At 55.9% G+C, this 21,960-nt stretch carries 26 protein-coding genes; 23 read left to right on the plus strand and 3 right to left on the minus strand.

Annotated features, from left to right (window positions below; all coding sequences use genetic code 11):
- Positions 1 to 19 precede the first annotated feature (19 nt).
- From FS690_RS17245 to FS690_RS18605, 11 genes are all read left to right on the plus strand, one after another.
- Positions 20 to 790: a Ref family recombination enhancement nuclease gene (locus tag FS690_RS17245; protein WP_370512316.1), complete on the plus strand. Its 771-nt coding sequence runs from the start codon at positions 20 to 22 to the stop codon at positions 788 to 790.
- A 46-nt stretch (positions 791 to 836) separates the two neighbouring features.
- Positions 837 to 1,730, plus strand: coding sequence for a hypothetical protein (locus FS690_RS17250; protein ID WP_145339988.1), 894 nt, complete (start codon positions 837 to 839; stop codon positions 1,728 to 1,730).
- 229 nt (positions 1,731 to 1,959) lie between these two features.
- Positions 1,960 to 2,613: a maturation control protein gene (locus FS690_RS17255; RefSeq protein WP_145339989.1), complete on the plus strand. Its 654-nt coding sequence runs from the start codon at positions 1,960 to 1,962 to the stop codon at positions 2,611 to 2,613.
- Positions 2,610 to 2,942, plus strand: a complete 333-nt coding sequence (locus tag FS690_RS17260; protein ID WP_040113265.1) for a hypothetical protein — start codon at positions 2,610 to 2,612, stop codon at positions 2,940 to 2,942. Before FS690_RS17255 ends, FS690_RS17260 begins: the two co-directional genes overlap by 4 nt.
- Positions 2,935 to 4,149, plus strand: a complete 1,215-nt coding sequence (locus FS690_RS17265) for a phage tail protein (RefSeq protein ID WP_145339990.1) — start codon at positions 2,935 to 2,937, stop codon at positions 4,147 to 4,149. Before FS690_RS17260 ends, FS690_RS17265 begins: the two co-directional genes overlap by 8 nt.
- Positions 4,149 to 4,934: a phage tail protein gene (locus tag FS690_RS18600; RefSeq protein WP_255471514.1), complete on the plus strand. Its 786-nt coding sequence runs from the start codon at positions 4,149 to 4,151 to the stop codon at positions 4,932 to 4,934. The genes FS690_RS17265 and FS690_RS18600 overlap by 1 nt, the downstream gene beginning before the upstream one ends.
- Positions 4,931 to 5,704: a baseplate gene (locus tag FS690_RS17275; RefSeq protein ID WP_145339991.1), complete on the plus strand. Its 774-nt coding sequence runs from the start codon at positions 4,931 to 4,933 to the stop codon at positions 5,702 to 5,704. Before FS690_RS18600 ends, FS690_RS17275 begins: the two co-directional genes overlap by 4 nt.
- A 3-nt stretch (positions 5,705 to 5,707) precedes the next feature.
- Complete coding sequence (locus FS690_RS17280) at positions 5,708 to 6,700, plus strand: hypothetical protein (RefSeq protein ID WP_040113261.1); 993 nt, start codon at positions 5,708 to 5,710, stop codon at positions 6,698 to 6,700.
- Positions 6,697 to 7,305 carry a baseplate protein gene (locus FS690_RS17285; RefSeq protein ID WP_145339992.1) on the plus strand — a complete coding sequence of 203 codons (609 nt, stop codon included), beginning with the start codon at positions 6,697 to 6,699 and terminating at the stop codon, positions 7,303 to 7,305. Before FS690_RS17280 ends, FS690_RS17285 begins: the two co-directional genes overlap by 4 nt.
- Before the next feature lie 66 nt (positions 7,306 to 7,371).
- The gene (gene rdgC / locus FS690_RS17290; protein ID WP_145339993.1) at positions 7,372 to 8,280 is read left to right on the plus strand and encodes a recombination-associated protein RdgC; all 909 of its coding nucleotides are present in this window, start codon (positions 7,372 to 7,374) and stop codon (positions 8,278 to 8,280) included.
- Positions 8,277 to 11,012, plus strand: coding sequence for a Dam family site-specific DNA-(adenine-N6)-methyltransferase (locus tag FS690_RS18605; protein WP_255471515.1), 2,736 nt, complete (start codon positions 8,277 to 8,279; stop codon positions 11,010 to 11,012). The genes rdgC and FS690_RS18605 overlap by 4 nt, the downstream gene beginning before the upstream one ends.
- Before the next feature lie 46 nt (positions 11,013 to 11,058).
- On the opposite strand, the gene FS690_RS17305 is transcribed toward FS690_RS18605, so the two are convergent.
- A complete protein-coding gene (locus FS690_RS17305; protein ID WP_145339994.1) occupies positions 11,059 to 11,451 on the minus strand; it encodes a hypothetical protein in 393 nt (130 codons plus the stop codon).
- Between the two features lie 194 nt (positions 11,452 to 11,645).
- Between FS690_RS17305 and FS690_RS17310 the strand changes: the two genes are divergently transcribed.
- From FS690_RS17310 to FS690_RS17330, 5 genes are read left to right on the plus strand one after another with little or no spacing between them, the layout of a single operon-like run.
- Complete coding sequence (locus FS690_RS17310; protein WP_145339995.1) at positions 11,646 to 12,224, plus strand: hypothetical protein; 579 nt, start codon at positions 11,646 to 11,648, stop codon at positions 12,222 to 12,224.
- The gene (locus FS690_RS17315) at positions 12,224 to 12,421 is read left to right on the plus strand and encodes a hypothetical protein (protein ID WP_145339996.1); all 198 of its coding nucleotides are present in this window, start codon (positions 12,224 to 12,226) and stop codon (positions 12,419 to 12,421) included. The genes FS690_RS17310 and FS690_RS17315 overlap by 1 nt, the downstream gene beginning before the upstream one ends.
- A 27-nt stretch (positions 12,422 to 12,448) precedes the next feature.
- Positions 12,449 to 12,733 (plus strand): PAAR domain-containing protein, encoded by a 285-nt coding sequence (locus FS690_RS17320; RefSeq protein WP_040113254.1) that lies wholly within the window; start codon positions 12,449 to 12,451, stop codon positions 12,731 to 12,733.
- Complete coding sequence (locus FS690_RS17325; RefSeq protein ID WP_145339997.1) at positions 12,733 to 13,500, plus strand: hypothetical protein; 768 nt, start codon at positions 12,733 to 12,735, stop codon at positions 13,498 to 13,500. The genes FS690_RS17320 and FS690_RS17325 overlap by 1 nt, the downstream gene beginning before the upstream one ends.
- A 2-nt stretch (positions 13,501 to 13,502) precedes the next feature.
- Complete coding sequence (locus FS690_RS17330; protein ID WP_145339998.1) at positions 13,503 to 14,027, plus strand: hypothetical protein; 525 nt, start codon at positions 13,503 to 13,505, stop codon at positions 14,025 to 14,027.
- Positions 14,028 to 14,163: 136 nt separating this feature from the next.
- On the opposite strand, the gene FS690_RS17335 is transcribed toward FS690_RS17330, so the two are convergent.
- Together FS690_RS17335 and FS690_RS17340 are read right to left on the minus strand one after the other, a co-directional pair.
- Positions 14,164 to 14,748: a hypothetical protein gene (locus tag FS690_RS17335; RefSeq protein ID WP_145339999.1), complete on the minus strand. Its 585-nt coding sequence runs from the start codon at positions 14,746 to 14,748 to the stop codon at positions 14,164 to 14,166.
- Positions 14,749 to 14,846: 98 nt separating this feature from the next.
- The gene (locus tag FS690_RS17340) at positions 14,847 to 15,281 is read right to left on the minus strand and encodes a hypothetical protein (RefSeq protein ID WP_040113250.1); all 435 of its coding nucleotides are present in this window, start codon (positions 15,279 to 15,281) and stop codon (positions 14,847 to 14,849) included.
- A 168-nt stretch (positions 15,282 to 15,449) separates the two neighbouring features.
- Between FS690_RS17340 and FS690_RS17345 the strand changes: the two genes are divergently transcribed.
- The 7 genes from FS690_RS17345 to FS690_RS17375 are packed head-to-tail and all read left to right on the plus strand — an operon-like array spanning position 15,450 to position 21,951.
- A complete protein-coding gene (locus FS690_RS17345; RefSeq protein ID WP_145340000.1) occupies positions 15,450 to 17,189 on the plus strand; it encodes a capsid protein in 1,740 nt (579 codons plus the stop codon).
- Between the two features lie 46 nt (positions 17,190 to 17,235).
- Complete coding sequence (locus tag FS690_RS17350) at positions 17,236 to 18,813, plus strand: phage tail protein (RefSeq protein ID WP_145340001.1); 1,578 nt, start codon at positions 17,236 to 17,238, stop codon at positions 18,811 to 18,813.
- A gap of 11 nt (positions 18,814 to 18,824) precedes the next feature.
- Complete coding sequence (locus tag FS690_RS17355) at positions 18,825 to 19,529, plus strand: hypothetical protein (protein WP_145340002.1); 705 nt, start codon at positions 18,825 to 18,827, stop codon at positions 19,527 to 19,529.
- A gap of 43 nt (positions 19,530 to 19,572) precedes the next feature.
- The gene (locus FS690_RS17360) at positions 19,573 to 20,163 is read left to right on the plus strand and encodes a hypothetical protein (RefSeq protein WP_145340003.1); all 591 of its coding nucleotides are present in this window, start codon (positions 19,573 to 19,575) and stop codon (positions 20,161 to 20,163) included.
- A gap of 10 nt (positions 20,164 to 20,173) precedes the next feature.
- Positions 20,174 to 20,665 (plus strand): hypothetical protein, encoded by a 492-nt coding sequence (locus FS690_RS17365; RefSeq protein WP_040113245.1) that lies wholly within the window; start codon positions 20,174 to 20,176, stop codon positions 20,663 to 20,665.
- Positions 20,666 to 20,667: 2 nt separating this feature from the next.
- Positions 20,668 to 21,219 carry a hypothetical protein gene (locus FS690_RS17370; RefSeq protein ID WP_040113244.1) on the plus strand — a complete coding sequence of 184 codons (552 nt, stop codon included), beginning with the start codon at positions 20,668 to 20,670 and terminating at the stop codon, positions 21,217 to 21,219.
- A 9-nt stretch (positions 21,220 to 21,228) separates the two neighbouring features.
- Positions 21,229 to 21,951: a phage tail protein gene (locus FS690_RS17375; RefSeq protein WP_145340004.1), complete on the plus strand. Its 723-nt coding sequence runs from the start codon at positions 21,229 to 21,231 to the stop codon at positions 21,949 to 21,951.
- Positions 21,952 to 21,960: the final 9 nt, after the last annotated feature.

Here is a 21,960-nt window from a genome sequence, read left to right on the forward strand (position 1 = left end):
CACGTTACTAGATCAGAGCATGCAGATTGTCCATTGGACAATTTCATATTGCTTTACAGCGCCTTGTAAACGATCAACAATTCTAAATAATGTATTTAGAATTAGGTTTTTTATGGAAGCGTTACAGTATCAGGCCGCACGGGAAAAACAGGCTAAAGCGCTGCAGCGCCAGCGTGAAAGGCAGGCGGCAAAGCAGGCCGATCCGGAGTACCGCCAGCAGCAGTACGACAAGCAGCAGGCCAGCGCCAGCAGAATGCTTGCCAGGCAGATTGAACGTCGTAACTCCCCGGAGTGGAAAGCAGAGCAAAGAGCTAAAGCAGCAAAACGCGCTATAAGCGCCTCTGAGCGCCTGAAAGAGAAAAAGCCTGCACGGATAACAGCGAAGCCGCAAACGCGCGCCAGCACGTCAGGAAAAGGGCTTAAAGGGCGAACGCCTACTGCAGCAGAGCGCGTGGTTATGGATGCATTAGGCAAACTACCCTGTATTGCCTGCCTGCAGCACGGCAAGGAATCACCGGTAATCAGCTTGCATCACATCGACGGTCGCACCAAACCCGGCGCGCACCTGCTGCAAATACCCCTTTGCAAATATCACCACCAGCATGCCGCGCCAGCACACATCCGCACAGAGTTTCCCTGGCTGGTGCCAGTACACGCGGACGGCATAACAGGCGGCAAAGCAGAGTTCAGCAGGCATAACGGTACTGAAAATGATCTGATGATTAAGTCCTATGAACTAGCCAATTTAAATACAGACTTCATTTATAACATGCAAAAGTATAATCCATAAGATAAGCTGCACGATGTTCATTAAACAAGCTAAAAGGAAGATGCTAATGCTAAGTTCAAGTGATAGACACATAGAAATGCAGGAAGAAGCAGCTATAAAAAAATGGATTGATTTTAAAGCTGGTAAAGATGTGGAAGAAGGTAGTGACGAATGGGTTCATTGGGAAGATGAATACTACTCCCGTTCAGATGAAGAAATAAATGAAGATTATGAAGATTATTTAAACGGTGTAATGTCTGAGGAATACCTTAGCCATCAAGAAGACTTTGAAGATTCATTTACTGATGAAGAAATAAACGAAAGAATCGAATTTCAGAGTCAGCGAGATATGGTTGCTAAGTATACGAAGCACAGAAAGCCATACAAAGATTTCTTAGCCCAAATGAAAGAGCTTGAAGAACTTTCAAGTGGACATAAAGACCAGAATAGTAAGATTTTATTAAAGATTAGAATGAGCTATACAATCGGTCTAATGGAGACTTGTTTGGGTGAAATGTTGAGAGCAGCAGCCTTTGCTAAGGACGAATTTAAAAATAACGCTGCTAAAAATCTCAAAGGAGTTAAGGATACAAATATTGAAGCCCAACATATTTTTAATAATAAGGGTCGTGAAATTTTAGAAAGAAGAATCTTTAATACCCTGAATAGTTTGCTTTATCATAGAATTTTAGATGTTTTCCATTACTATAATGCTGTTTTTGGTAGTAGCAAATTTGGCATACCTAGAGCCGATAGAGCAAATATATTTAAAGCTGTAACGATGCGTCATGCCATAACTCACCGGAATGGCAAAGACAAAGATGGTAATGAACTAGATATTAATAAAAATGTTGTTGAAGAATACATTAAAAGCGTTAGTGTTTTTGTAGAATGTATGTTCTTGTTTATCGAAGAAAGTCTACGCAAAGGCGACTCATTTGAGCCTGATGATGTTGAATAGCAGAAGATAAAGCTGACTATTTTTTGAGTCATTTACGGCCTGATGGGGGGTAAAAAAAATGATTGACAACTAACACTGCAAATTACAAACCGCTTAAAGTCGCCCCAAGCTGTTAGCGGTTCCCTGATGGAATTTTTGACAACTTACCTAATCTGCAACGCGCGGTTGGGAACGTTAAAAGCCAGAGAGGCCGCTATATGCGGCCTTTCGCCTTTTCAGGGGTACAGACGTGAAACAGAAAATTGCAGTAATCAGTCTCTCAACCAGTCAGCCAATGGCGATCACCGCCATTTACGAAGATCACACGCTGGTCATGTCAAAGCCGCAGCCGCTGCCAAAGGGCATGCGGGCGCAGGTAGCCAAACTCACGCCCTATATTGAAACGCTGCGCGCGCAGGGCTTTAAGGTGCTGGTAGATGAAGCCACGGGCAAGGTGTCAGGCGTCGTGGGCGGCAATCACGTTTCTCTCAAGGCAAAAGGCAGCGATGGCCGCGCGGCGGTGCTGATCGGCATTGAGCGTTACAACGAGCTCATGCTGCAGGAAAATCTCGCGCTGCCAAAAGAAAACAAAGGCGCTTTTGAGATCCCCGATTCCATCGTGGAGGTGGAATACAACGCCAGCGGTGAGGAGGTGTACCGCATCAACTGGCGCGATATACGCCCGGAGCATGTGCTCACCATCCTGTGCTGCTTTGCCGTGGGCTATAACAACGTGGCGTCAGCGGATTACGTTAACGCCATGAGCGCTGCTGCAGTAGAGGAAAAGCCGTCCGTCATGGACGCGTTTAAGCGCCTTATCGGCTACGAGAAAATCAAAGCCGCAGAAGCCGTACCGGAGACGCTGGCCGGGAAGCGCATTAGCGACGAGGAGCGGATTCTGTGAGTTATAACCGCCTCGACGATCGCTCTATTGAGGATGTGGTACTGCGCAGCCTCTTTCACCAGGAAGTCATAAAGCGTTCCGCCTCTTTTCACGAAGAGAACCAGGACTACACCATCCGTCTCGACGAGATATTCCGCGCTGACCTGGCGGCATACCGCGCCTATGAAGGCAACGCGGATTTGCGCTGGATCTTCCGGCTGCTATGCGGGATTGAGTCAGAGATGGAGCCGCTGCCCGCCGGCCAGACGCTTTCCCTGCCGGATATGGCGTGGCTGCGTAACCGCATGCGCGAATACGCGGGCGGCAAGCCGGAGTTAATCAGTGGCTGATACTCCGTTTGCCCGCACCGAATCCGGGCGCTACGACACCGCCGGGCTCTCCTCGAAAGAGTTCTCCCGCGTGTTCGACCAGATAGACAAAGACCGCCGGCGTTCGCGCCGCATTGCGCACCGCACGCTTAACCCTCTCACCCTGAAGAACAAGGCGCTCGACGACATTATTGCCCTGGGCAAAAAGAAGTCCGGCACCTTCTACACCAGAGAGGATCTTAAAGGGTTTGAGAAAAACCGCGCCGGCGCACGCCAGCAGTTCAACGCGGCTGTTGCGGGGATCACGTATGCGCAGCTGGTGGCGGGCAGTCAGCAGATCGACATTAAGCGCGCCAATAACCGCGTGGATGACGGTTCCGGTATTAAGCGCGCCACGCCCACCACGCTCAAACACAACGTGCTCACGGTAAGCGTGGAGGCGTCCGCCGTATCGGTTGATAAACATCACCGCGTGAAGTTCCGCTTTGAGGAGTGGGATCAGCTGATCGAGGAGGTCACTGATGGCAAAGACAGCGCCAAAATTGCCAAGCGACTCTGCGCTGGCCGCGTCTCTTTTGATTGCGATTGTGGCCGTCACCAGTACTGGTACCGCTACATTGCCACGGCGGGCAACTTCGCCCTTGCCCCGCCAAAAGAGTACGCCTACCCGAAAGAGAAAAACCCGAATCTGAAAGGCGTGGCCTGTAAGCACGTCATTCACGCCTTCACCCGCCTGCAGTCCGCCTCATGGCAGGTACGGATCGGCCAGGCGATGCTCAAAAGCGCCGGCAACAACGCCTACGGCGACGATCCGCGCAAAACCACTGAGCACTTCACCGACGCCGACAAAGCGAAGTTCAACCGCAACCGCAACTCGCAGACCAACGCCGCCGCCGTAAAGCGCGAGCATGAAAAATACCAGAAGCGCATGGGTGCGCTGGCGAAGCGGCTGAACAACGACGATGGCCGGATCGACAAGCTGCGCGGCCAGCTGACCCGTGCCAAAAAGGTCACCGCCACGGAGCGCGCCCGTGCGGCGAAAAAGCAGGCGCAGCTGGCGGACGAAAAGGCGAAAAACGCGCTGCTGCGTCAGCAGCTGGCCGACCAGGCGAAGATCCAGCGCCAGACGTTCATTGATGCCCTGGTGCTGAGCGGCACGCCGCGCGCGCAGGCGGAAAAAATGTTTATCGACTATGCAAAGAACCAGACAAAAGCAGGTAACCAGTAATGGGACGCTACGACGAATTTCTTAATGACACGCCCCCTTCCACCAGCGAGGAAACCCGCAGTGAAACAGAGCAGACCGCGCCTGCAGAAGATGTGCCGGACAGCAGCAGCGCTGCAACCGATCTGGAAGCGTCTGGTGAATCCGCCGCCGCCTCACCCGATGGCGCTGCCACTGGCGGTGCTGATGACCCTGACGGCAGCAGCAGTGAAGATTATGACCCGCTGAGCGCCCTACTGCCGGATGCCCTGGCGGCACGCGAGCAGAGCACGGCGATTAAGCCCCGCTTCAAAGGTCACGCCCCCTTCAACAACATGGTCCGCCGCGACTGGGTTAAGGCAATAGAGAGCGACTACAGCGCGTTTCAGGCGCTGCTGTACCTGCCGGATATGCGCGACGTGGGCGAGGTGGACGACGAAACCGGCTTTGAACAACCCGCGTTTACCGAACTGAACAATAACCAGCGCACGCTGAGCTATCAGGATGCCGATCCGGCCATTGTCACGGTGCTGGACTGCCCGGACGAGCGCGAGAGTTTCCAGGTGCTCGATTCCGGCGACGAGCAGGACGGCTTAACCGATGACGTGCTGATCCTGCGCATTGCTGCAGAAGGCGTGCCGGTTGGCTCAATTCTTGAGTGGAACGAAGAGATGGCCAGCGGCACCCTGGCGCGCCGCTGGTGGTACGTCCACCGCATTTACGGCTTCGGCACGCAGAACGTCGGATCGCTCTACTACTGCATTCCCGCCCGCAACTTTGACACCACCAGCAACGGACGTATCGAATGAAACAATTACTCGCCCGCACCCGCGAATGGGACACCACGCGCACCGGCCAGATGCAGAGTACGGGCTTTACCGCTGCTGATGCCGCCATTGCAAAGGCGCTGAATGACGTGTTCCGCGGTGCTGTCATTGTCGCACCGCGCCCGCATGAAGCGCGCTACGCCGCCTTCCTGGCACGCAAACCGGAGGATCGGGTATTCGTCGGCAAGTTTGATGACGTGCTGGAGTTTCTGCGCGCCGTCCGCCTGGCGGGCGCCGGACGCCACAGCGTAAAGCAGGAAGATATGCCGAACCTCAACCGCGACGCGCTGCCGGTTATCAACCTCTCCCGCGGGTTCGATATCACCTACGACAACAACGATCATGAGATTGACCGCCGCAACTACGCCAATGTGATCGTGTCTGAGCAGGATGCTAAACCGCTGGCGGAGATCGAAGCCGCGCAGGCCTCGCTGAACTACACCATCACGCTGATTGCCGGCGACAAAGATACGCTGTCGCTGATGTGCAATACGCTGGCCGCTAACTTCCGTTCCCGCCTTTCCACCCGCTTTATGGCGCATGACAAGCTGGCTGGCTGGCCTGTTGAGCTTAACTGCAGCATTCAGGATGCAAAATCCATCATGTACAGCGATATGTCGCCGCCGTTCACTCAGGAGCGCATCTACGCCTGCCAGACGTCGATGATTGTCATGGTGGACGTGCTGACGGCATACGAAGTCACGGCGCGCAGCGTGCGCCACGACACGCAGCTTGCGCCGGCGGGGGCATAACGGATGGCAGCAGAGCAGAAGAACAAGCCCATGCAGTACTTCCTGCAGTCGGTGATCATCAATGACAAAGAACTGCCGCGCAGCTGGATAACGTCGGCGCTCTACATTGAGAAAACCGCCCTTACTGCCCCGCTGCTGGTGCTGGAGGCGCACGATCCGGAAGGCAAGCTGATGGACGAAATGGGCGCCCGCTACGGCGCAACGCTGGTGGCGGAGCTGGGCGATCCGACCGGGAAGCGCGGCGCGTACCGTGAGACGTTTTTCGTTACGTCCGCGCCGGCCAGCGGCGACGTGGTGCGCATTATCGCCGTGTCAGCCGACCTGAAGCGCCTGAAAACGCCCTCAGCCCGCGTGCGCCTGTACGCCGATCGTCAGCCTGGCGACGTCATGAAAGAGTTCGCCGGCACACTGACGATCGAGGCTGATGCGTTCAAAAAAGCGATGACCTATCACCTGAATATGAGCGAGAAGCCGTCCGGCGTTCTGCGCCAGATGGCAGAGGATCATGGCGCGCTGGTGTGGTGCGCCCGCGGCATGTTCTGCATGAAGGAGATAGGCAAACTCATTGGCACCAAACCGGCGGTTGTCTACGAGGCCAATAACCCGAAAGCGGAATACACGATAAGCAAGCTGAGCCATATCAACCAGGACGCCGCCGCCACCAGCAGCGCTGATTATCAGTTTGTGGGTTACTCCATGACTGATGGCTACATTGCCGTGGGCGATAAATCCAAGCCGGTTAAATATATCTCTGATGCCGACGTGGCCACGCTCACCAATATGGGGCGCGTGCTTATTCCAAAGCTGGATATTGAGGTCAGCGGCAACGCGGACATTACCGCTGGCATGGTGATAGGCGTACAAATCCACCGCTATGACCCGGAAAACCAGACTGACGAGACGCTGCCGAAAAACTTTATCGTTACCGCGGCTATTCATCATGAGGATCGCATCGGCTACACCACGCGCATGATTTTAGGAGTACCCAACCAGTGAGTAAGCAACGCGCCGTAATCACGGCCACCAAAGACCCGTCAGGACACATGCGCGCGCAGATCCGCCTTACACCGCAGTGGGCGGACGTCGAAGCGGAGACGCTGCCCTGGGCTGAATACCAGCTGCCTGTAGGCAACGCGTTTATTCCCTGCAAAACGGGGGATGAAGTGTGGGTAGAGTTTCCGTACACCGACGCGCGCGGGCGCCCGGACACGCGCCGGCCGCTTATCACCGGCGCGGCACAATCAGCGCCAGGCGGCGTGCCAAGCGTGGCACCTGAAGCCTCCGGACAGGGCAGTACATACGAGCCACCAGCTGTTGATGGCGCACCGGCGCGCCCTGCCCTGAGCGCAACGGAAGATTTTGTCTCGCATCGTAATAATCTGCTGGAACTCCGGTCCGCTGGTGGCGGGTATGAAATTACCAACACGGCCAGCGGTTCACGCATAGGCATGAATGAAAGCGGGCAGATTTACATTCTGGGGCCGGGTGATCTGGTTATCGACGTGGGCGGTAATGTGAAGGTCAAAGCAGGCGGGAAAACCGTGTTTGATTCAGGCGATACCTTCAGCGCTAAAGCGCCTCAGTTTGAGTTCAGTCAGTGATTTTAAGTGTAATTCTAAAACATTAATTTAGAATGGCGGCTATTGTTATCTAAGAGACATAGCCGCATGAAATCTCCCTTCTTCAAAAACGTCATGGTCTACAGCCTGAGCCGGGATATTCCGTTAGACGCGGAAGAACTGGCGCAGCAGCTGCAGACGATGGCGTTTACTCCCTGTACCGCGCAGGACATGGCGAAATCAGGCTGGATCAACGTTACCTCAGAAGAGTTGCTGCTGGCTGAAAACGGGCAGTACCTGCTGTGCTGTCAGACCGAAAGCAAGATCATGCCCGCCGCCACGCTTAACGAGTTTGTGGCCGATCGCGTGGCGAAAATTGAGCAGGAAGAGGCGCGCAAGGTACGTCGCAGCGAACGTGTTTCCCTGAAGGATGAAGCCCTTCACACGCTGCTGCCGCGCGCCTTTACCCGCCGCACGCAGGCTTATCTGTGGATAGACAGCGTGAATAGCCGCATCTACGTTGACGCGGCCAGCGCCAAAGCGGCAGAGGATATGCTCGCTATGCTGCGCAAAACTATCGGCTCGCTGCCGGTTGTGCCGCTGATGGCTGAGGAGCCTGTCGAGCTCACGCTGACTGAATGGCTGCGCTCCGGCGACCTGCCGGCGGGCTTTATGCTGGGCGACGAGGCCGGACTTGCGGCGATTCTGGAAGAAGGCGGCAAAATCCGCTGTAAGAAGCAGGATCTAATCAGCGAAGAAGTGCGCGCGCATATCCAGGCCGGGAAAGTAGTCACGCACCTGAGCCTTGACTGGCAGGAGCGTATTTTCTGCCGTGTGGCGGACGATTTGAGCATCAAGGGCATTAAGTATGCCGACATGCTCACTGAGCAGAACGACGACATTGACCGTGAGGATCAGCGCGCACGCATGCTGGCTGATTTTATGCTGTTCACGTCCGAATTTTCTGCTTTCTTCTCCGGGCTGGTGGATGCGCTGGGCGGTGAGGCAAAACGATGATCACTTACGGCTCTGTCTGTTCCGGCATTGAAGCGGCCAGCGTGGCCTGGGACGGGCTTGGATGGAAAGCAGCATGGTTTGCGGAGATAGAAAAGTTTCCTGCAGCCGTGCTGGCTCACCGTTACCCGGACGTGCCGAACCTGGGCGACATGACAAAGATTGCGGCCGGCGTTCGCGCCGGTTCTATTCCGGCGCCGGCCGTCATGGTTGGCGGCACCCCCTGCCAGGCGTTTTCTATCGCCGGGCTCCGTAAAAGCCTCGATGACCCGCGCGGTCAGCTCACCCTGTCTTATGTAGATTTAGCGAATGCCATTGATGAAAAACGAATTGAAAACGGCGAGCAGCCTGCCGTCCACCTGTGGGAAAACGTGCCGGGAAGTCTCAGCACACCTGACAACGCATTTGGATTCTTCCTTGCCGGAATGGCTGGCGAAAATGAAGCATTTGAACCAGGCCCAAGACCTGAGCACGGCAAAAGCGGACCGGGCTGGCGCTGGAACAAAAGCGAGCGTAAGCATGTTCCGAAGTGGCCAAAGTCTGGTTGCGTTTATGGGCGACAGCGCAAACTCGCCTGGCGACTCCTTGATGCCCAATACTTCGGAGTGGCCCAACGCCGCCGTCGTATCTTCGTTGTCGCAAGTGCTCGAAACGATGTTGATCCCGCAGAAATACTTCTTGAGTTCGACGGCATGCGTCGGGATTCTCCGCCGTGCCGAAAAACGGGGAAGGCAGTTGCCGCCCTTACTGCAAGTGGCGTTGGAGTCGGTGGCCCTGACTTCGCACACGCCGCAGCCGGTCATTTAGTTTCTGAGTGCGATAACGGCCTTAAATCAGCAGACTGCGACGGCAGCTATACTCCTCCTGTTGCTTTTGGCGGCGGAAACTGTTCCGGCGCACTGGATGTGGCAGCGTGCCTGACGGCTAAAGGGCAGCGTAATGACTTTGACGTTGAGACGTTCGCAGTACAGAGCGCCACGGGCGAAGTGAGCCACACCCTGACAGCTGAGGGGCATGATGCCTCAGAAGATGGTACCGGGCGCGGCACTCCCGTTGTTGCCTTCTCTTCCAAAGACCGCGGGCAGGGTGCGATTAAGGATGTATACCCAGCGTCAGATGCTGCCGGATGCACCCAGAGTCAGGCGGGCGCCGACGAGTCACCAGTAATTACTTACTGCCTGCAACACGCACAAATAGGGCGTAGTGACATGGGCGAACTGTGCCACACGCTTAACGCTGAATCCGGCGAAACGGGCAAAGGTGATGCAGCGCCATGTGTTGCCCGCTGTGAGGAGCACGCAGCGTTTGCTGAAAACACCCGTGGTGAAGTCCGCCTGTTCAACGGCGACGGACAGATAACGGGCGCACTGTCGGCCGGCGGCGGAAAGCCCGGACAGGGCTACCCTTCTGTTGTCACCCGCTGCGAAGTCCGGCGCCTGACGCCTAAAGAATGTGAGCGCCTGCAGGGCTTCCCGGATGGCTGGACACTGATACCGGAGAAGAAACGCAACGCGCTTGCTGCTGATGAACTGGCTTACCTGCGCCTGACGCACCCTGACATGCCTGAAGAAGAAGCGCACCGCCTGGCGGCTGATGGTCCGCGTTATAAAGCGATTGGTAACTCTATGGCGGTACCGGTTATGCGCTGGATTGGCGATCGCATTGCCAATCAGATCATGCTGGTGGCCACAACCACGCCGCCGGAGGCACCGACAAAAAATAGCGCTGATACGGATGGCACGATTTACGGGATTCCGGGCAACTGGATAGGCCGCGCTCCGGGCAGCGGCGGTAACGCTACTGAGCCGATGATCGACATAGCGCCCTGCCTTACTGCTGCTGACCGTCACGGCGTAGCCTACGTCCGTGAAGCGCCCGCGGCAAAGAAAAAGCGTGCGCCGGCGCGAAAGGTTGCAGAGGACAAATACCCGCGTTCGTTCCTGAAATGGGCGGGCGGCAAACACTCTGTGCTTGATGAAATACTGGCGGTAATGCCAGCCGGGAAGCGCCTGATTGAGCCGTTTGTTGGCAGCGGTACCGTATTCATCAACGCTGGCTTTAAGCGCAACCTGCTGGGGGATATCAACCCGGATCTGATTAACCTCTTCAATCAGCTGCAGGGCAACCCGGACGCCGTGATTAATACGGCTCACCAGCTGGAAAAGGGCTGTCTCACTAACGAAGCCTATGTGGCCATACGCGATGAATTTAACGGACGCCAGGCGCACGCGGTGCGGCATGCGGCGCTGTTCCTGGCGCTGATGCGCACCTGCTTTAACGGGCTGTGCCGGTATAACCTGAAAGGCCTGTTTAACGTGGGCTGGAACAAAAAGGCAGGGACAAACTACTTTCCGCTGGATGAACTGCAGCACTTCGCTGGCCTGCAGAAAGAAATGACTTTTGTCTGCGCCGGGTTTGAGGATGTGATCGGCCAGGCGGGCGAAGGTGACGTGGTTTTCTGCGATCCGCCTTATGAGCCGATGCCGGACGAAAACGGCTTTACTGCCTACAGCGGCAACGCCTTCACGTTTGAGCATCAGACGCGGCTGGTGGAGTGCCTGGTGGCAGCGCGCAAGCGCGGCGCTAAGGTAGTCATTACCAACAGCAGCGCGCCGTCAGTCGTGGATTTGTACACGCGTAACGGCTTCAGGATCATGCCGCTGGCCGCACGCCGATCCGTGTCCTGTAAGGGCGATACGCGCAAAACGGCAGACGACATAATTGCTGTTCTCTAAAACAAAAAACCCCGCTCTGTGCGGGGTTCTTTTTGTTCGTGGTGCGTCACATTGGATTGTGAGCGGGCAGAAACTCTGCCGGGATGCCGCGCGGTGTGTTCTGCTGCGCCAGCGCGTCACTAAGCGTTATGCGGTCATTGGCATAATCCCGCACGCGATACCCGCTCAGCCCTGCTGACTCTGCCTCTCTGACCTTAGCGTTATAGCTGGCCTGGCTTTCAGCGCTGATGCGTGCGCTCTCTTTAAAGTAGTAATCACTCGCTTTCGCGTAATTGTCGGTGCAGGCCACCAGCACGCCCTGAGAAACCACTTCATAACGGCCCTGACATTCCTCGCCACAGTCCAGCAGCTGCACGCCGGATTTGCCGGACGACGCCAGCACGGTTTTGTCGACAGGCAGACCACTCATCGGGACAACGTTTCCAAAAAGGTTTTTCATTTAATGTTCCTTATTTTTTATGCGCAGGCACTACCTGCCCGCAGGCCAGACTATAAGCCAAAATATACAAAAACTGCAACATGGTTTCTAAATAAATTAATCAGAAACTAAGTATATAAATTCCCTTCTTGTTCTCCGCCTGCAAATTACAAACTGGTTAAGGTGCCGCTTCCTTTAACTCAACAGAGTAAATTATGAGCAACCGTAAGCCTACCGCATTTGAGCTTTTCCACAACCTGAGCATGGCGCTGCGCGAAGATCCGCAGTTCCAGTACGAATATAACTACTCCCCTGAAACCCGCGTGCTGCTGGAAACGCCTTACTGGCGCTTTACCCCGTCGCAGCGCGCCACACGCAACATCATGATTGAGCAGATCATGGCAAACGCCACGGCAGAAGATACCCGCGTGCGCCTGATGGCCATGCGCCCGGAATCGCGCTACATGCTGACACCAACCTACGTCTGCCAGGTCGCATATGAGTTCTATCTGGAAGCGCAGGCAGAGCTGCCGGACGAGCCGGAAACCGTCGATCTGATGCCGGTAATGTGGGCCACCATGTACGCCCTTAACCTGGCCCGCGAAATGGCTACGGATAAGTGGGATGAAATGTCACCGCTTGACCAGCGCACGCAGACCAAATGGGTCAGTAACGTGCTGTCTACCGTCAAAATGTCGCGCTATATCACCGACGCAAGCCGCGCCGTCTGGCTGGGTATGTTCATGTCGTTCAGCGATATCCCTGATGACTTTTACGAGCTGCTGGAATCCTGATGGACGCAGCTGAGAAGCCGATCCGCAAAGGCTCCCGCGTGCGCATACGCGGCAACCTGTTTAACGGTGAAGTGTGCGTAGTTGACCGGGTGGACTGGCTGGATAACGGGCAGCGCTTCGTGCTGAAACACCCGTACTACACCTGCCCGCTTAACTACACCCGCGGGGATCTGGAGCTGATACCTGATGACGAATAAAACGCGCTCCGGCGCCGGGGCAGTCTGATGCCTGCCGCCGGCACGCTGGACTCGGTTTGTTCCGGACACGATGGCTTCCCCTCGCGTCAGACCGCTGAGGCTGACGCGGGGCTCACCATCAACGGCAAGCCCGTGCTGGTGGACGGCAAGCTGTTTCCGGATCACACCGACGGCAGCAGTACTCACAACGGCACGGCTGTTACGGGCCGTCCGTGGTTCACCATCAACGGCAAAGGCATTGTGTGCGTCAACGATCCGGTTTCGTGCGGATCGGTGGTCGCCACGGGCGAAGCCGGATTCGAGGTTAAGTAATGCTCGACAACGACAAACAGATCAACGCGTTCGCTGCCCTCTCCGCCTCCGGCATGGTTACGCCAGCGCCGGTCGTAGTGTGCGAGGGGGCGCAGGCGCGCGCTGAGCAGCTGGCCGCATCTGTCAGGGCGCTGCTGTTGCCGGACGTCACCTATCCGACGGACGTCTCCGGTTATACCGGGAAGCTGTCAGGCTATGCGGCGAGCCTGGACGCTGCAGCAGGCGCTGCTGCTGGATTCGTAGCAGCGGTTAAGCCCTTTAGCAGCCCGTCAGAGCTGCTGCAGCTGAAAACCGGATGGGAGTGTCACGTAAAGGGTAATCGTCTCTCTCCGGCTCCGGCGTTCGCGCTGGTGGCCGCAATGGGGGATCAAGCCATTACAGGCGCAGTGGGCGATCTGCTGCAGGCTGTATCGCTCTCCGCGCTCTCCGGGGCAATGGGGGCAATTAACGCAAAAGCAGGTGCTGCTGCAGCACCGGGCGCTACGGGAAGTGCCGCAACCGCGCCGGCGTTCACCGAAGAGGAAACAGCCGCGCTGAGCGAGGCTACCAGCGCGCTCGATGCACTGCTGTTGCCCCTTCCCGGCAGTACGTCTGCACTTGCCCGCCTGGCGGATCAGGTCAGCGCGTCCACCAGCACGGCAAAAAAAGCCATGTCGGATGCGGTGGCCATTGCGCTTACGTCCGGCCTGAGCGGCGATCCGATTATGGGTCAGGCCGTCAGCGCCATTATGCCCGCGGCCGTTCTGGCTGCGCTCAACGAGGAGTAACTATGTTCAGTCAAATCACCCTGACCGGCTGGCTCAAGCGTGCGGTAGCCGTGGCGCTCTGCGTCGTGCTGCTGACCGCAGGCCATAAGGGATATGTGATTGTCACGGATCACTTTGCGCACGTTGCGCAGCTGGAGGCGGCAAACAGCACGCTTACTGCGAACAACAAAACGCTGACCGGTAATAACAGCACGCTTAAAACCTCGCTCTCTGAGCAGCAGGCGCAGCTGCAGACGCTGCAGCAGGCGCTGGAGAAACGGGAAAAAGAACGCCAGGACTACGCGCAGAAACAGGCGCAGCTTGAGCAGGATCTGCAGAGACTTAAAGAGGATAGTCAGAATGAAATTGATGAAATTAACCGGGCGATACTGCTTGCCGGCGTTAATCATACTGCTTTGCCTGCCAGCGTTATTCGCATGCTCCGGGACAAAGCCCGCGCCGTTAATTCCCGAAGTCGTGACGGTCACAAAGCTGGTGGAACTGCCGCCTCAAAAGGCGCTGGCCTACCAGCCGTGCCAGGTGGATGAAAACATCCCCGGATTCACCGACAGGTTACCCGCTTATGTGGCAGGAATACTGGCCTCAGTCGATGAATGCAACCGGCGAAACGGTCTGATATCAGACTATAACGCCAGTCGCTGAAAGCAGCCCTTCGGGGCTGTTTTACCTAGAGAATGAATCAACTAACTTAGAGCTAAGATGCCCCACTTTATCGTTGGTTTCTTTATCCAACGTATATATCCCAAGCACATTGTACAAAGATGAACCCGATTTTCTCAGGTAAAGTATAAATCCGTGGTCTGGCTTACTTATTAAGTAGCCGGATGCAAACCATGTTAATTCGTTTTTGTAATTAAAAAATTCTGAATGAGTAAAATGGTACTCGCCGTTACCGTTAGTGTTCAAAAGGTATTCTGCGTTACTTTTTAAATCTTCCTGACTTTGACCAATTACTACACTCAATCCACCAGATATAGTTGGATCATTAAAGGTGCTGACTGGGTTTCCATTCTCATACTTTGTAGTAATGTTCCAGGAAGAATCCATATAAACTCTGTTGTGAGTAATGGGATTAGTCCAGATTGCCTGATAGTAGCTGCTAACTTTCTGATATTGAAATGCTGCCATATCGTTTTGCGCCACCGCTGGTGTGCCAGCGAAGGCAGTTGATGCTAATGCAGCCAGTAGTATGCTTCGGCAGTAGTTACGATTGGATTTATTTTTATTCTGAGTAGAAATAATAGCCATGTGTGTTCCTTGCAAGGCGCAAATCGCGCGCAAAAAAAGCCGCTGACATAGCGGCTTATGATTTATTAATGTATGGCTATTTTATTTTATTCAGACTTTCAATTCACTGGCTGCGCGGCAGTTTCAGAATTACCCGCTGTGTCTGCCATATACGCTGCTGTGATTTCCGGCCTGCCTGTTTCCAGCATGATTTTACGCATTCCTGCCGCCAGATTGCCCTCACCCGCCAGCAGCAGAAAATCACGCGCCGCGCTTGGCATGTAAATAGACGCCGTAACCGGGTTGTGCATCTGCTGCGTATTCCCGGCTTTGCGCCAGCGAGGCAGTGCGCGAATCCCGTCATCATCTAATGTCGGGCTGACTTCCATAATGATTTCTGAGCCGTACATGATGATGATCTGCTGCGCCAGTGAGCGGGGTTCGGCCTCACTCAGAAGGTAATCAAGGTGCTGTTGAGCGTCGCGCCGGCTGCCGGTCGAAAGCATGTGTGAGCGGGAGCCGTTTGCGTATTGAAAGTAGAGCTTATAAGCCATGAGGTATACCAGTGGTCAAATTCATTGCCTAAATGTACATTCATTTCTAAAATAAATCCTCATAATTGCAATTTTTTCTTGCCTATCGCACAACGCAAATTACAAACCGCCTAAATTTGCCCCGTCAAAAGTTCCCTCGCAGCCGCGCCCTGAAAAAAGGGTCTACTTGTGAGTAAAGATATTTCCCCGGCTCGCCAGCGCGAGCAGGACGTTATGCAGCGTGCATCGCGCGTTATGGCTTTCACCGTTGACGCACAGCGCAACGCAGATGGCTCAATGATTTCTAACCGCCAGGATATGTCCGTCAGTATTGGCGAGGCGGCTGGCCGTGATCCGATGTTTGAAGGCGTTAACCCGGAGTTTTGCCGTCTGGTAGGCACCGCGTGGGCGTCGAGCATGATCGAATACAAAGAGCGTAATGGCACCTATCCACCTGCTGACCAGCTGGCGAACGCCAGCCGCGCGCTTGAAAACCTGATGATCGAATCAGCGGCTGAAAAGCATGAAGGCAACGGCAAAGCGATGTTTGAGTCCGTGGCTGCTGATATGCGCACCTCTGACGGCGTAATGCGTCAGGCGCAGTTTGCAGCGCTGATCCTGCCTGCGGTGCTGGGCGCTGCCACCAGCGACGCATGTACCTTTGTTCCGTGCGAGCGCGACGAAGCGAAGATTTATGAGCTGATGAACGTGGCCGGTACCAGCTTTGGCACCTTCCAGAAGGGCGATGAAATGCACATGCAGTCTGCGGCGGTTTACTCGCAGATGAAACGCCTGTACCTGTTCCCTGCTGCCGCGCAGCCGGACGGCACCAAGAAAACCTTCACCTTCAGCATTAAGGCGATTGAGAACGCGGATATGCCGATCCGTGCTGGCCGCACCAAGCTACTGATCAACCGTCGTCCGAGTAAAGTCGATGATACTGATGGCAACCTGTTTTTCTCCGACAAAGACGTTAAAGGCAACCAGTTCCAGGCTACCTGTAAAGTCGATTACGACAAAGGCACCATCGCTGTAACCTTTACCGATGCGCCGGCTAAAGGTACTGAGCTGGCCGCGCAGGTCGAGATCAACGTTGAAAAAGCGCCAGGCCTGATCCCGGTTATCAACCAGTCCATGCGTGAGTTCACCATCAAGCCGTCGCAGTTCGTTATTGCGTCCGAGCACACCGTGATGTCTGCGTCCGATCTGAGCCGTGAATTTGGCATCAACCTGTCGTCCACGCAGTTTACTGCAATGCGTAACTGGCTGAGCCATGAGCAGGACATGATGCGTCTGCGCACTATGGCATTCCACACCGTTTACAATCGTGAGTTTGACGTAGCGCTGCCGGAAGGCCAGACCTACGAATCGTGGGTAACGCTGCTGAAGCATGCCATTACGCAGCTGAGCACTGACATGGTGAACCGTACCCGTAAGGCTGGCATCCGTGGCGGTTTTGCAGGTGGCGAGGCGGCAAACTTCCTGAAAAGCCTTCCGGCTAACGTGTTCCAGGCCGATCCGAACTTCGTCCAGTCGCCATACATTCAGCGCATCGGCACCCTGTTTGGCATCTATCCGATCTACGAAGTACCGACCGCTATCTGCGATCAGTTCGTGGCCAACGGCGTCGCACTGAGCAAAGAGGACATTCTGTTTTATGGCCGTGGTGATTCCATCGGTGACGCTGGCCTGATCGCCGGTGACGCCGTTCCGGCAATCCCGTATGTCCACGAAACCAACCCGTCTCTGGTCAACCGCACCACGCTTTGGGGTTCTTCCCTCAACGAGCTGCACCCGCGCAATGGTGAAAACTACTTCGCCAAGCTGACGCTGACCAATGCGAAAGAAGGCGCTTACGACATGCTGACCGGCAAGAAAATTCAGGGCGAAACCGCACCTGAAGCTGCCACTACCGGTACTGCCAGCTAATCCCCTTTAACGCCCCCGTTAAGGGGGCATTTCATGGAAATATCACATGAATAAGATCCCTTTTGCAGTAGGCCAGGCGGCTGGCGTCGGCATAAGTGAAGTCAATGCTGACGCAACGACGTCGGTCACATCCGGCGGCGCGTCTGTCTTTGCAGGTTTGGTCATTTCCCGCCGCGGTAAAATTGGCTCCGTGCTGCGCGTTACCGCTGACAACTTTCAGGCGGTGCTGGGCGCGGCGATTCACCCGCGCAGCGGCGCTGCCTTTGAACCTCTGCGCCACGTTGCAACGGCGGTAAATGGCGGCGACGGTTATGTGGTACGCGTGCCGGCGCCGGGAATGAAGATCCCCGCTCTGACCCTGACTGCTGATACCACCATGCAGGAGCTGAGCGTGGTGGCCACCAACTTCGCGCCAGGGACCGACCCGGTTCTGGCGGCTGGCGCTGCGGCCATGATTTACATCGAGGATGGCGACGCTTCTGCAGACCGCACGCTGAGCATGGAGGCGGATAAAACCGCTCCGGGCTTCTACATCCTGACGCTGAAGCAGGTTGATGCGGCTGGCGGTGAAACGCAGCTGGAGTCACATCAGATCTCCTTTAATCCCGACGCCTCAAGCGATATGGGATCTCCGGCGTTTCTGCCGACCGCGCTGGAAAACGGCTCTACCCGCCTGCGCGCCGTGGTAGCTGATGACGTTGAAACGCAGATGCTGCAGATCACCGAAGGCTTCGAGGATATGCAGTTCAGCGGCGGTACCGACGGCGATCTGTCTGCGATTGAAACGGCGGATTACTCCAAAGCGCTGACCGTGCTGCGCAAGTCCATGTTCACCTGGACCGCCGTGCTGTCGCTGGGCTGCTATGACCCGACCATCCTCGCCGCGCTGGTGAAGCTGGCTGAAGATACCCGTACCGATATGTTTTATGACATTCACGGGGCGCAGCTGTCAGCCGCCGCTATTGCCGAAGCGCAGAGCCATAGTTTCGGCGGTTCGCATCAGGCGGCGCGTTACTACTGGCCATACACCGCGCGCGACGCGTTTACCGGGACCAACGTCAGCTGGGGGATCTCCTGCGATGCGTTTGTGGCGAAAGCGAAAGGCGTTGCGCTGGTCTCCGACGTCGGTGGCTGGCACTACGCGCCGGCAGGCGTATCGCGCGCCATTATCGGACGCCAGAACATCAAGCCGATCCCGAGCCTGGATGAAATCGACCGCGAAGCCTTTGTAAATGCGCGTATTAACCCGGTCAGCCTGGACAAGAACGGGAATATGTACATTGACGATTCCCTGACCACCTTCGCCAAAAACAACTACCTGCGCCTGCAGCACATCAGTTCACTGATGAACGCAATCGCGCGCAGTTTTTACGACGTGGCGGAAGCGCTCAAGCATGAGCCGGACGGTATCACCTTTAAAGGCCTCACGGATGGCCTGAAAGACGTTCTGGAGCGCTTCGTTGCCGCTGAGGCGCTGGTTAAGCCGCGTGACGCCACGCAGGGTACCGAGCCGTTTGTCATCGCCGTTGTGCAGAAAGATATCGACCTGTGGGAAGCCACCTGGTCTGTCTGCCCTACCGGTTCTTCACGCCGCATTGTCGGTAAGCCAACCCTGCTCCGCTAACAGAGGAAATTATGAACAACATTTTTAACCACAAGTCTCATGGCCTCCTGGGCGCGGCGTTTGCCGCGCCGGCAGCTGAGCCCGTAAAACAGGACTTTATGGCGGAAGGCGTCAACGACGAAAAAGCGGCAGAGTCGCGCGTCATAGCGATGTTTGAAGCCGTGGAGCGTCGCGCCGGTGAGGATGCCCGCTCTGTTGCAGCGTCCCTGCTGGCGGGCTGGATTGCCGACGGCGAAGCCGACGCTGAAAGTTTTGAAGCGCTGGCGCTGGTGCTGGCCGGTCTGGATGGCATTGCAGAGGACGACGATCTGACTGATGACCAGGTAGATCAGTTTAACGACGCACTGGGCCAGCTGGCTAACGCTGCCGTTGCACTGGGTGCGGATCAGGATGACGTCACCAGCATGATCGACGACGACGACGACAGCGCCGCTGAGAACGTATTCGAGGCGCTTTCCGGCCTGAGCGACGACGACGAAGCCATTGCTGATTACACCGTTGCTGGCGGCAAAGGTGGCGAAGCCATGCTTGAGTCAGCCACGTTCAAAGCCGTGCGCGATGGCGTGGTAACGCTTATCCGCAAGCGTCCGAAGAAGCGCCGCATGACGTCTTTGCAGAAGCAGGCGCTCAAAAAAGCCCGCATGAAGGCGCACAGCTCAATGGCGAACGCGCACCGTAAGAAGTCGATGAAGCTGCGCAAAAAGCGCGGTCTGTAAGGGATAGCCGCCGGTTAACGCCGGCGGCAATGAGGATAGCGCGATGATCTGCGGTGCAATCATGCCGGACGGGGTAAGCCCATTCCTGAAGCTCTACATCACGTCTCAGACGGCGATGGTCGTGGGCTATATCGGGGAAGGGTCGAGCGCCAGTCTCGAATCCATGTGGGAATCTCCTTTTTCCAATGACTCACTTGGCGGCGTTGCCGGCGCGGTCAGCACGGCAGCGGGCAAGCTGGCGAGCGGCGCGCAGGCGGCAACCGGAAACACCTCAAAATCAGAATTCAACTCCCTGCTTATCTGGGAAGGCCAGCAGCCGCCAGAGTTCAGCATCGTGGTAGACCTGATGGCCACCGTGAACGCGAAGATCGAAGTTATGGACGCAATCATGGCGCTTCAGCAGATGGCTTCGCCTGAGCTGAACGCCGCCCTCCCCGGCGGTCGCCGTCCTCTCCCCGTCATTCTGGATGTCGGTCGCCGCCTGAAAATCATGGACGTTGTGATCAAAAGCGTCAGCTACCAGCTGGACGCGCCCCGCACCGCTGAGGGGTATTACACGCACAACACCGTTACGTTGCAGTGCTCCGGCCAGAGCGTCCAGAACCAGTCTGATATTCCATTTATGTTTATCTGAGGAACAATTTATGTCCGGCTTTTCAAATACAAAACCCGACGTGGCATTTCTGAAAAAACGCTTTAACCAGAACCTTGCCGCCGGTGAAAAACTTATCGGCTCCGAATACTGGATGACCGTTAAGGGTTACCCGAATCTGTCCATTCTGGTCCGCACAACTCAGCTGCCTGAAATGGCGCGCGAGGACGTTGAGGACGTTGCGCCAGGCGGCATGAAGTTTAACCAGCACGGCGTACTGAAAAACTCCGGCGAGTTCCAGATGACCTGCGTTGAAACCATTAAGGGCGACGTCTTTGCAGCCGTCCGCAAAATGGTGCTCAACAAAGAGTATCTGGATCTCACCTTTGCCGCCGCCGCCGAGTCAAACAGCGGCGCTGACGCTGGCCTGACGCGTAACTACCTGCACTGCAAAATCTACTCAGATGCCGTGGATTTTGGCTCCGAGGACACGACTGCAGCCGTCAAGCTGCCGCTGCGCGTTGTGTACAACTGGGCTGAATAATCATGACGCCGGCCGAACTGCTTGAAGCCGTAAAAACGCGCTTCACGACGCTGCTGGTGGACGAGGCACCGCTGCTGCAAAGCCTTCTCCGCCAGGCACTGGGCGTCTATCAGGATCGGGCCGGCGTAACCGGTCGCATACGCATTGAAAAAACGGGGGGCGCAAGCCTCCCGTTTCCGTCTGATTACCTCTCGCTGGTAAACGTGAACGACTTCAATGGCGCGCTGGTATACGCCGATCCCTGGGAATCCACCATAGAGCTTGAGCTGACTGGCCGCGAAAAGTGGCCGCTCACCCTGCTCTACTTTCGCAATATCCGCGACTGCGATTATGACGTGGCGACGCTGCCGCCGGACATTACCGGGCTGATTGAAGATTACCTTGAAGCGCTGATAGCGATTCCTAACGTGGAGCGCCTGCGCCGGCTGCATATCGCCGGAAAGTTTGATGCAACGTTTCTGCCGGATGAAGCCACGCTGCACCAGCGCAAAACCGATCTGGAAGCGCAGATCTCCGCTAACCGGGCAATTATCCCCGCAATGAGTTCCTGGTAAGGAGACTGCATGAGCTTTTTTGACGGGCTGGCCGGGAACATCAAAGGCCTGGCTTCCAGTACGGCCAGACAGGCTGGCAGTAGCCTGATATCAAACATTCTGGCGCGTGCCTCCTCAAACATGAGCGGCGGCGGTGGCGCGTCTTATGCAGGCCTGCCGCCTGAGCTCTCCAGTGCTAAAGCCATTCTGGAAATGGCGATGCGCATTCGCTACGCGCAGGGCTGGCAATGGAACATCGAAATAGACGGCTTCTCGCGCGTGGATATGTACGTGAAAGATATCACCTACAGCGCTAACAACGTGGAGACCGAGAGCAAGCTGATTGGCGGCGTGGAGTTCGTGAAGCCAACCCACGTTACGGCGGGCTCTGTCACCATGACGCTCCGCGACAACGAAAGCGGCGAACTGCTGCAGAAATTCAAGGAGAAGCGGGCGCGCATATCCAACGGCGACGGCACCTTTAACCTCCCTCCTGCCTACCTGTTAAACATCCGGATTTACCGGGTGACGCAGGATGGTCAGGCCTCACTGGAAGAGGAAATGAAGGGTTTCATTACCACGATTGGCGAGATCTCCCGCGCGCGCGATGCCGTGGGCGAGTTTGCCACCTTCCCTGTGACCTTTGTGAAGTACACCAGCGCCGGCGGCGCATTAAACGGATTGGTAAAAGGATTAACCGGGGGAATTACAAACCAGGTTCAATCGTCCGCATCAAACCTCATTAAATTCTGAAGGACACTG

The sequence above is a fragment of the Pantoea sp. PSNIH1 genome, assembly GCF_007680655.1.
In the GTDB taxonomy this organism is placed as follows: Bacteria; Pseudomonadota; Gammaproteobacteria; order Enterobacterales; family Enterobacteriaceae; genus Pantoea; species Pantoea eucrina.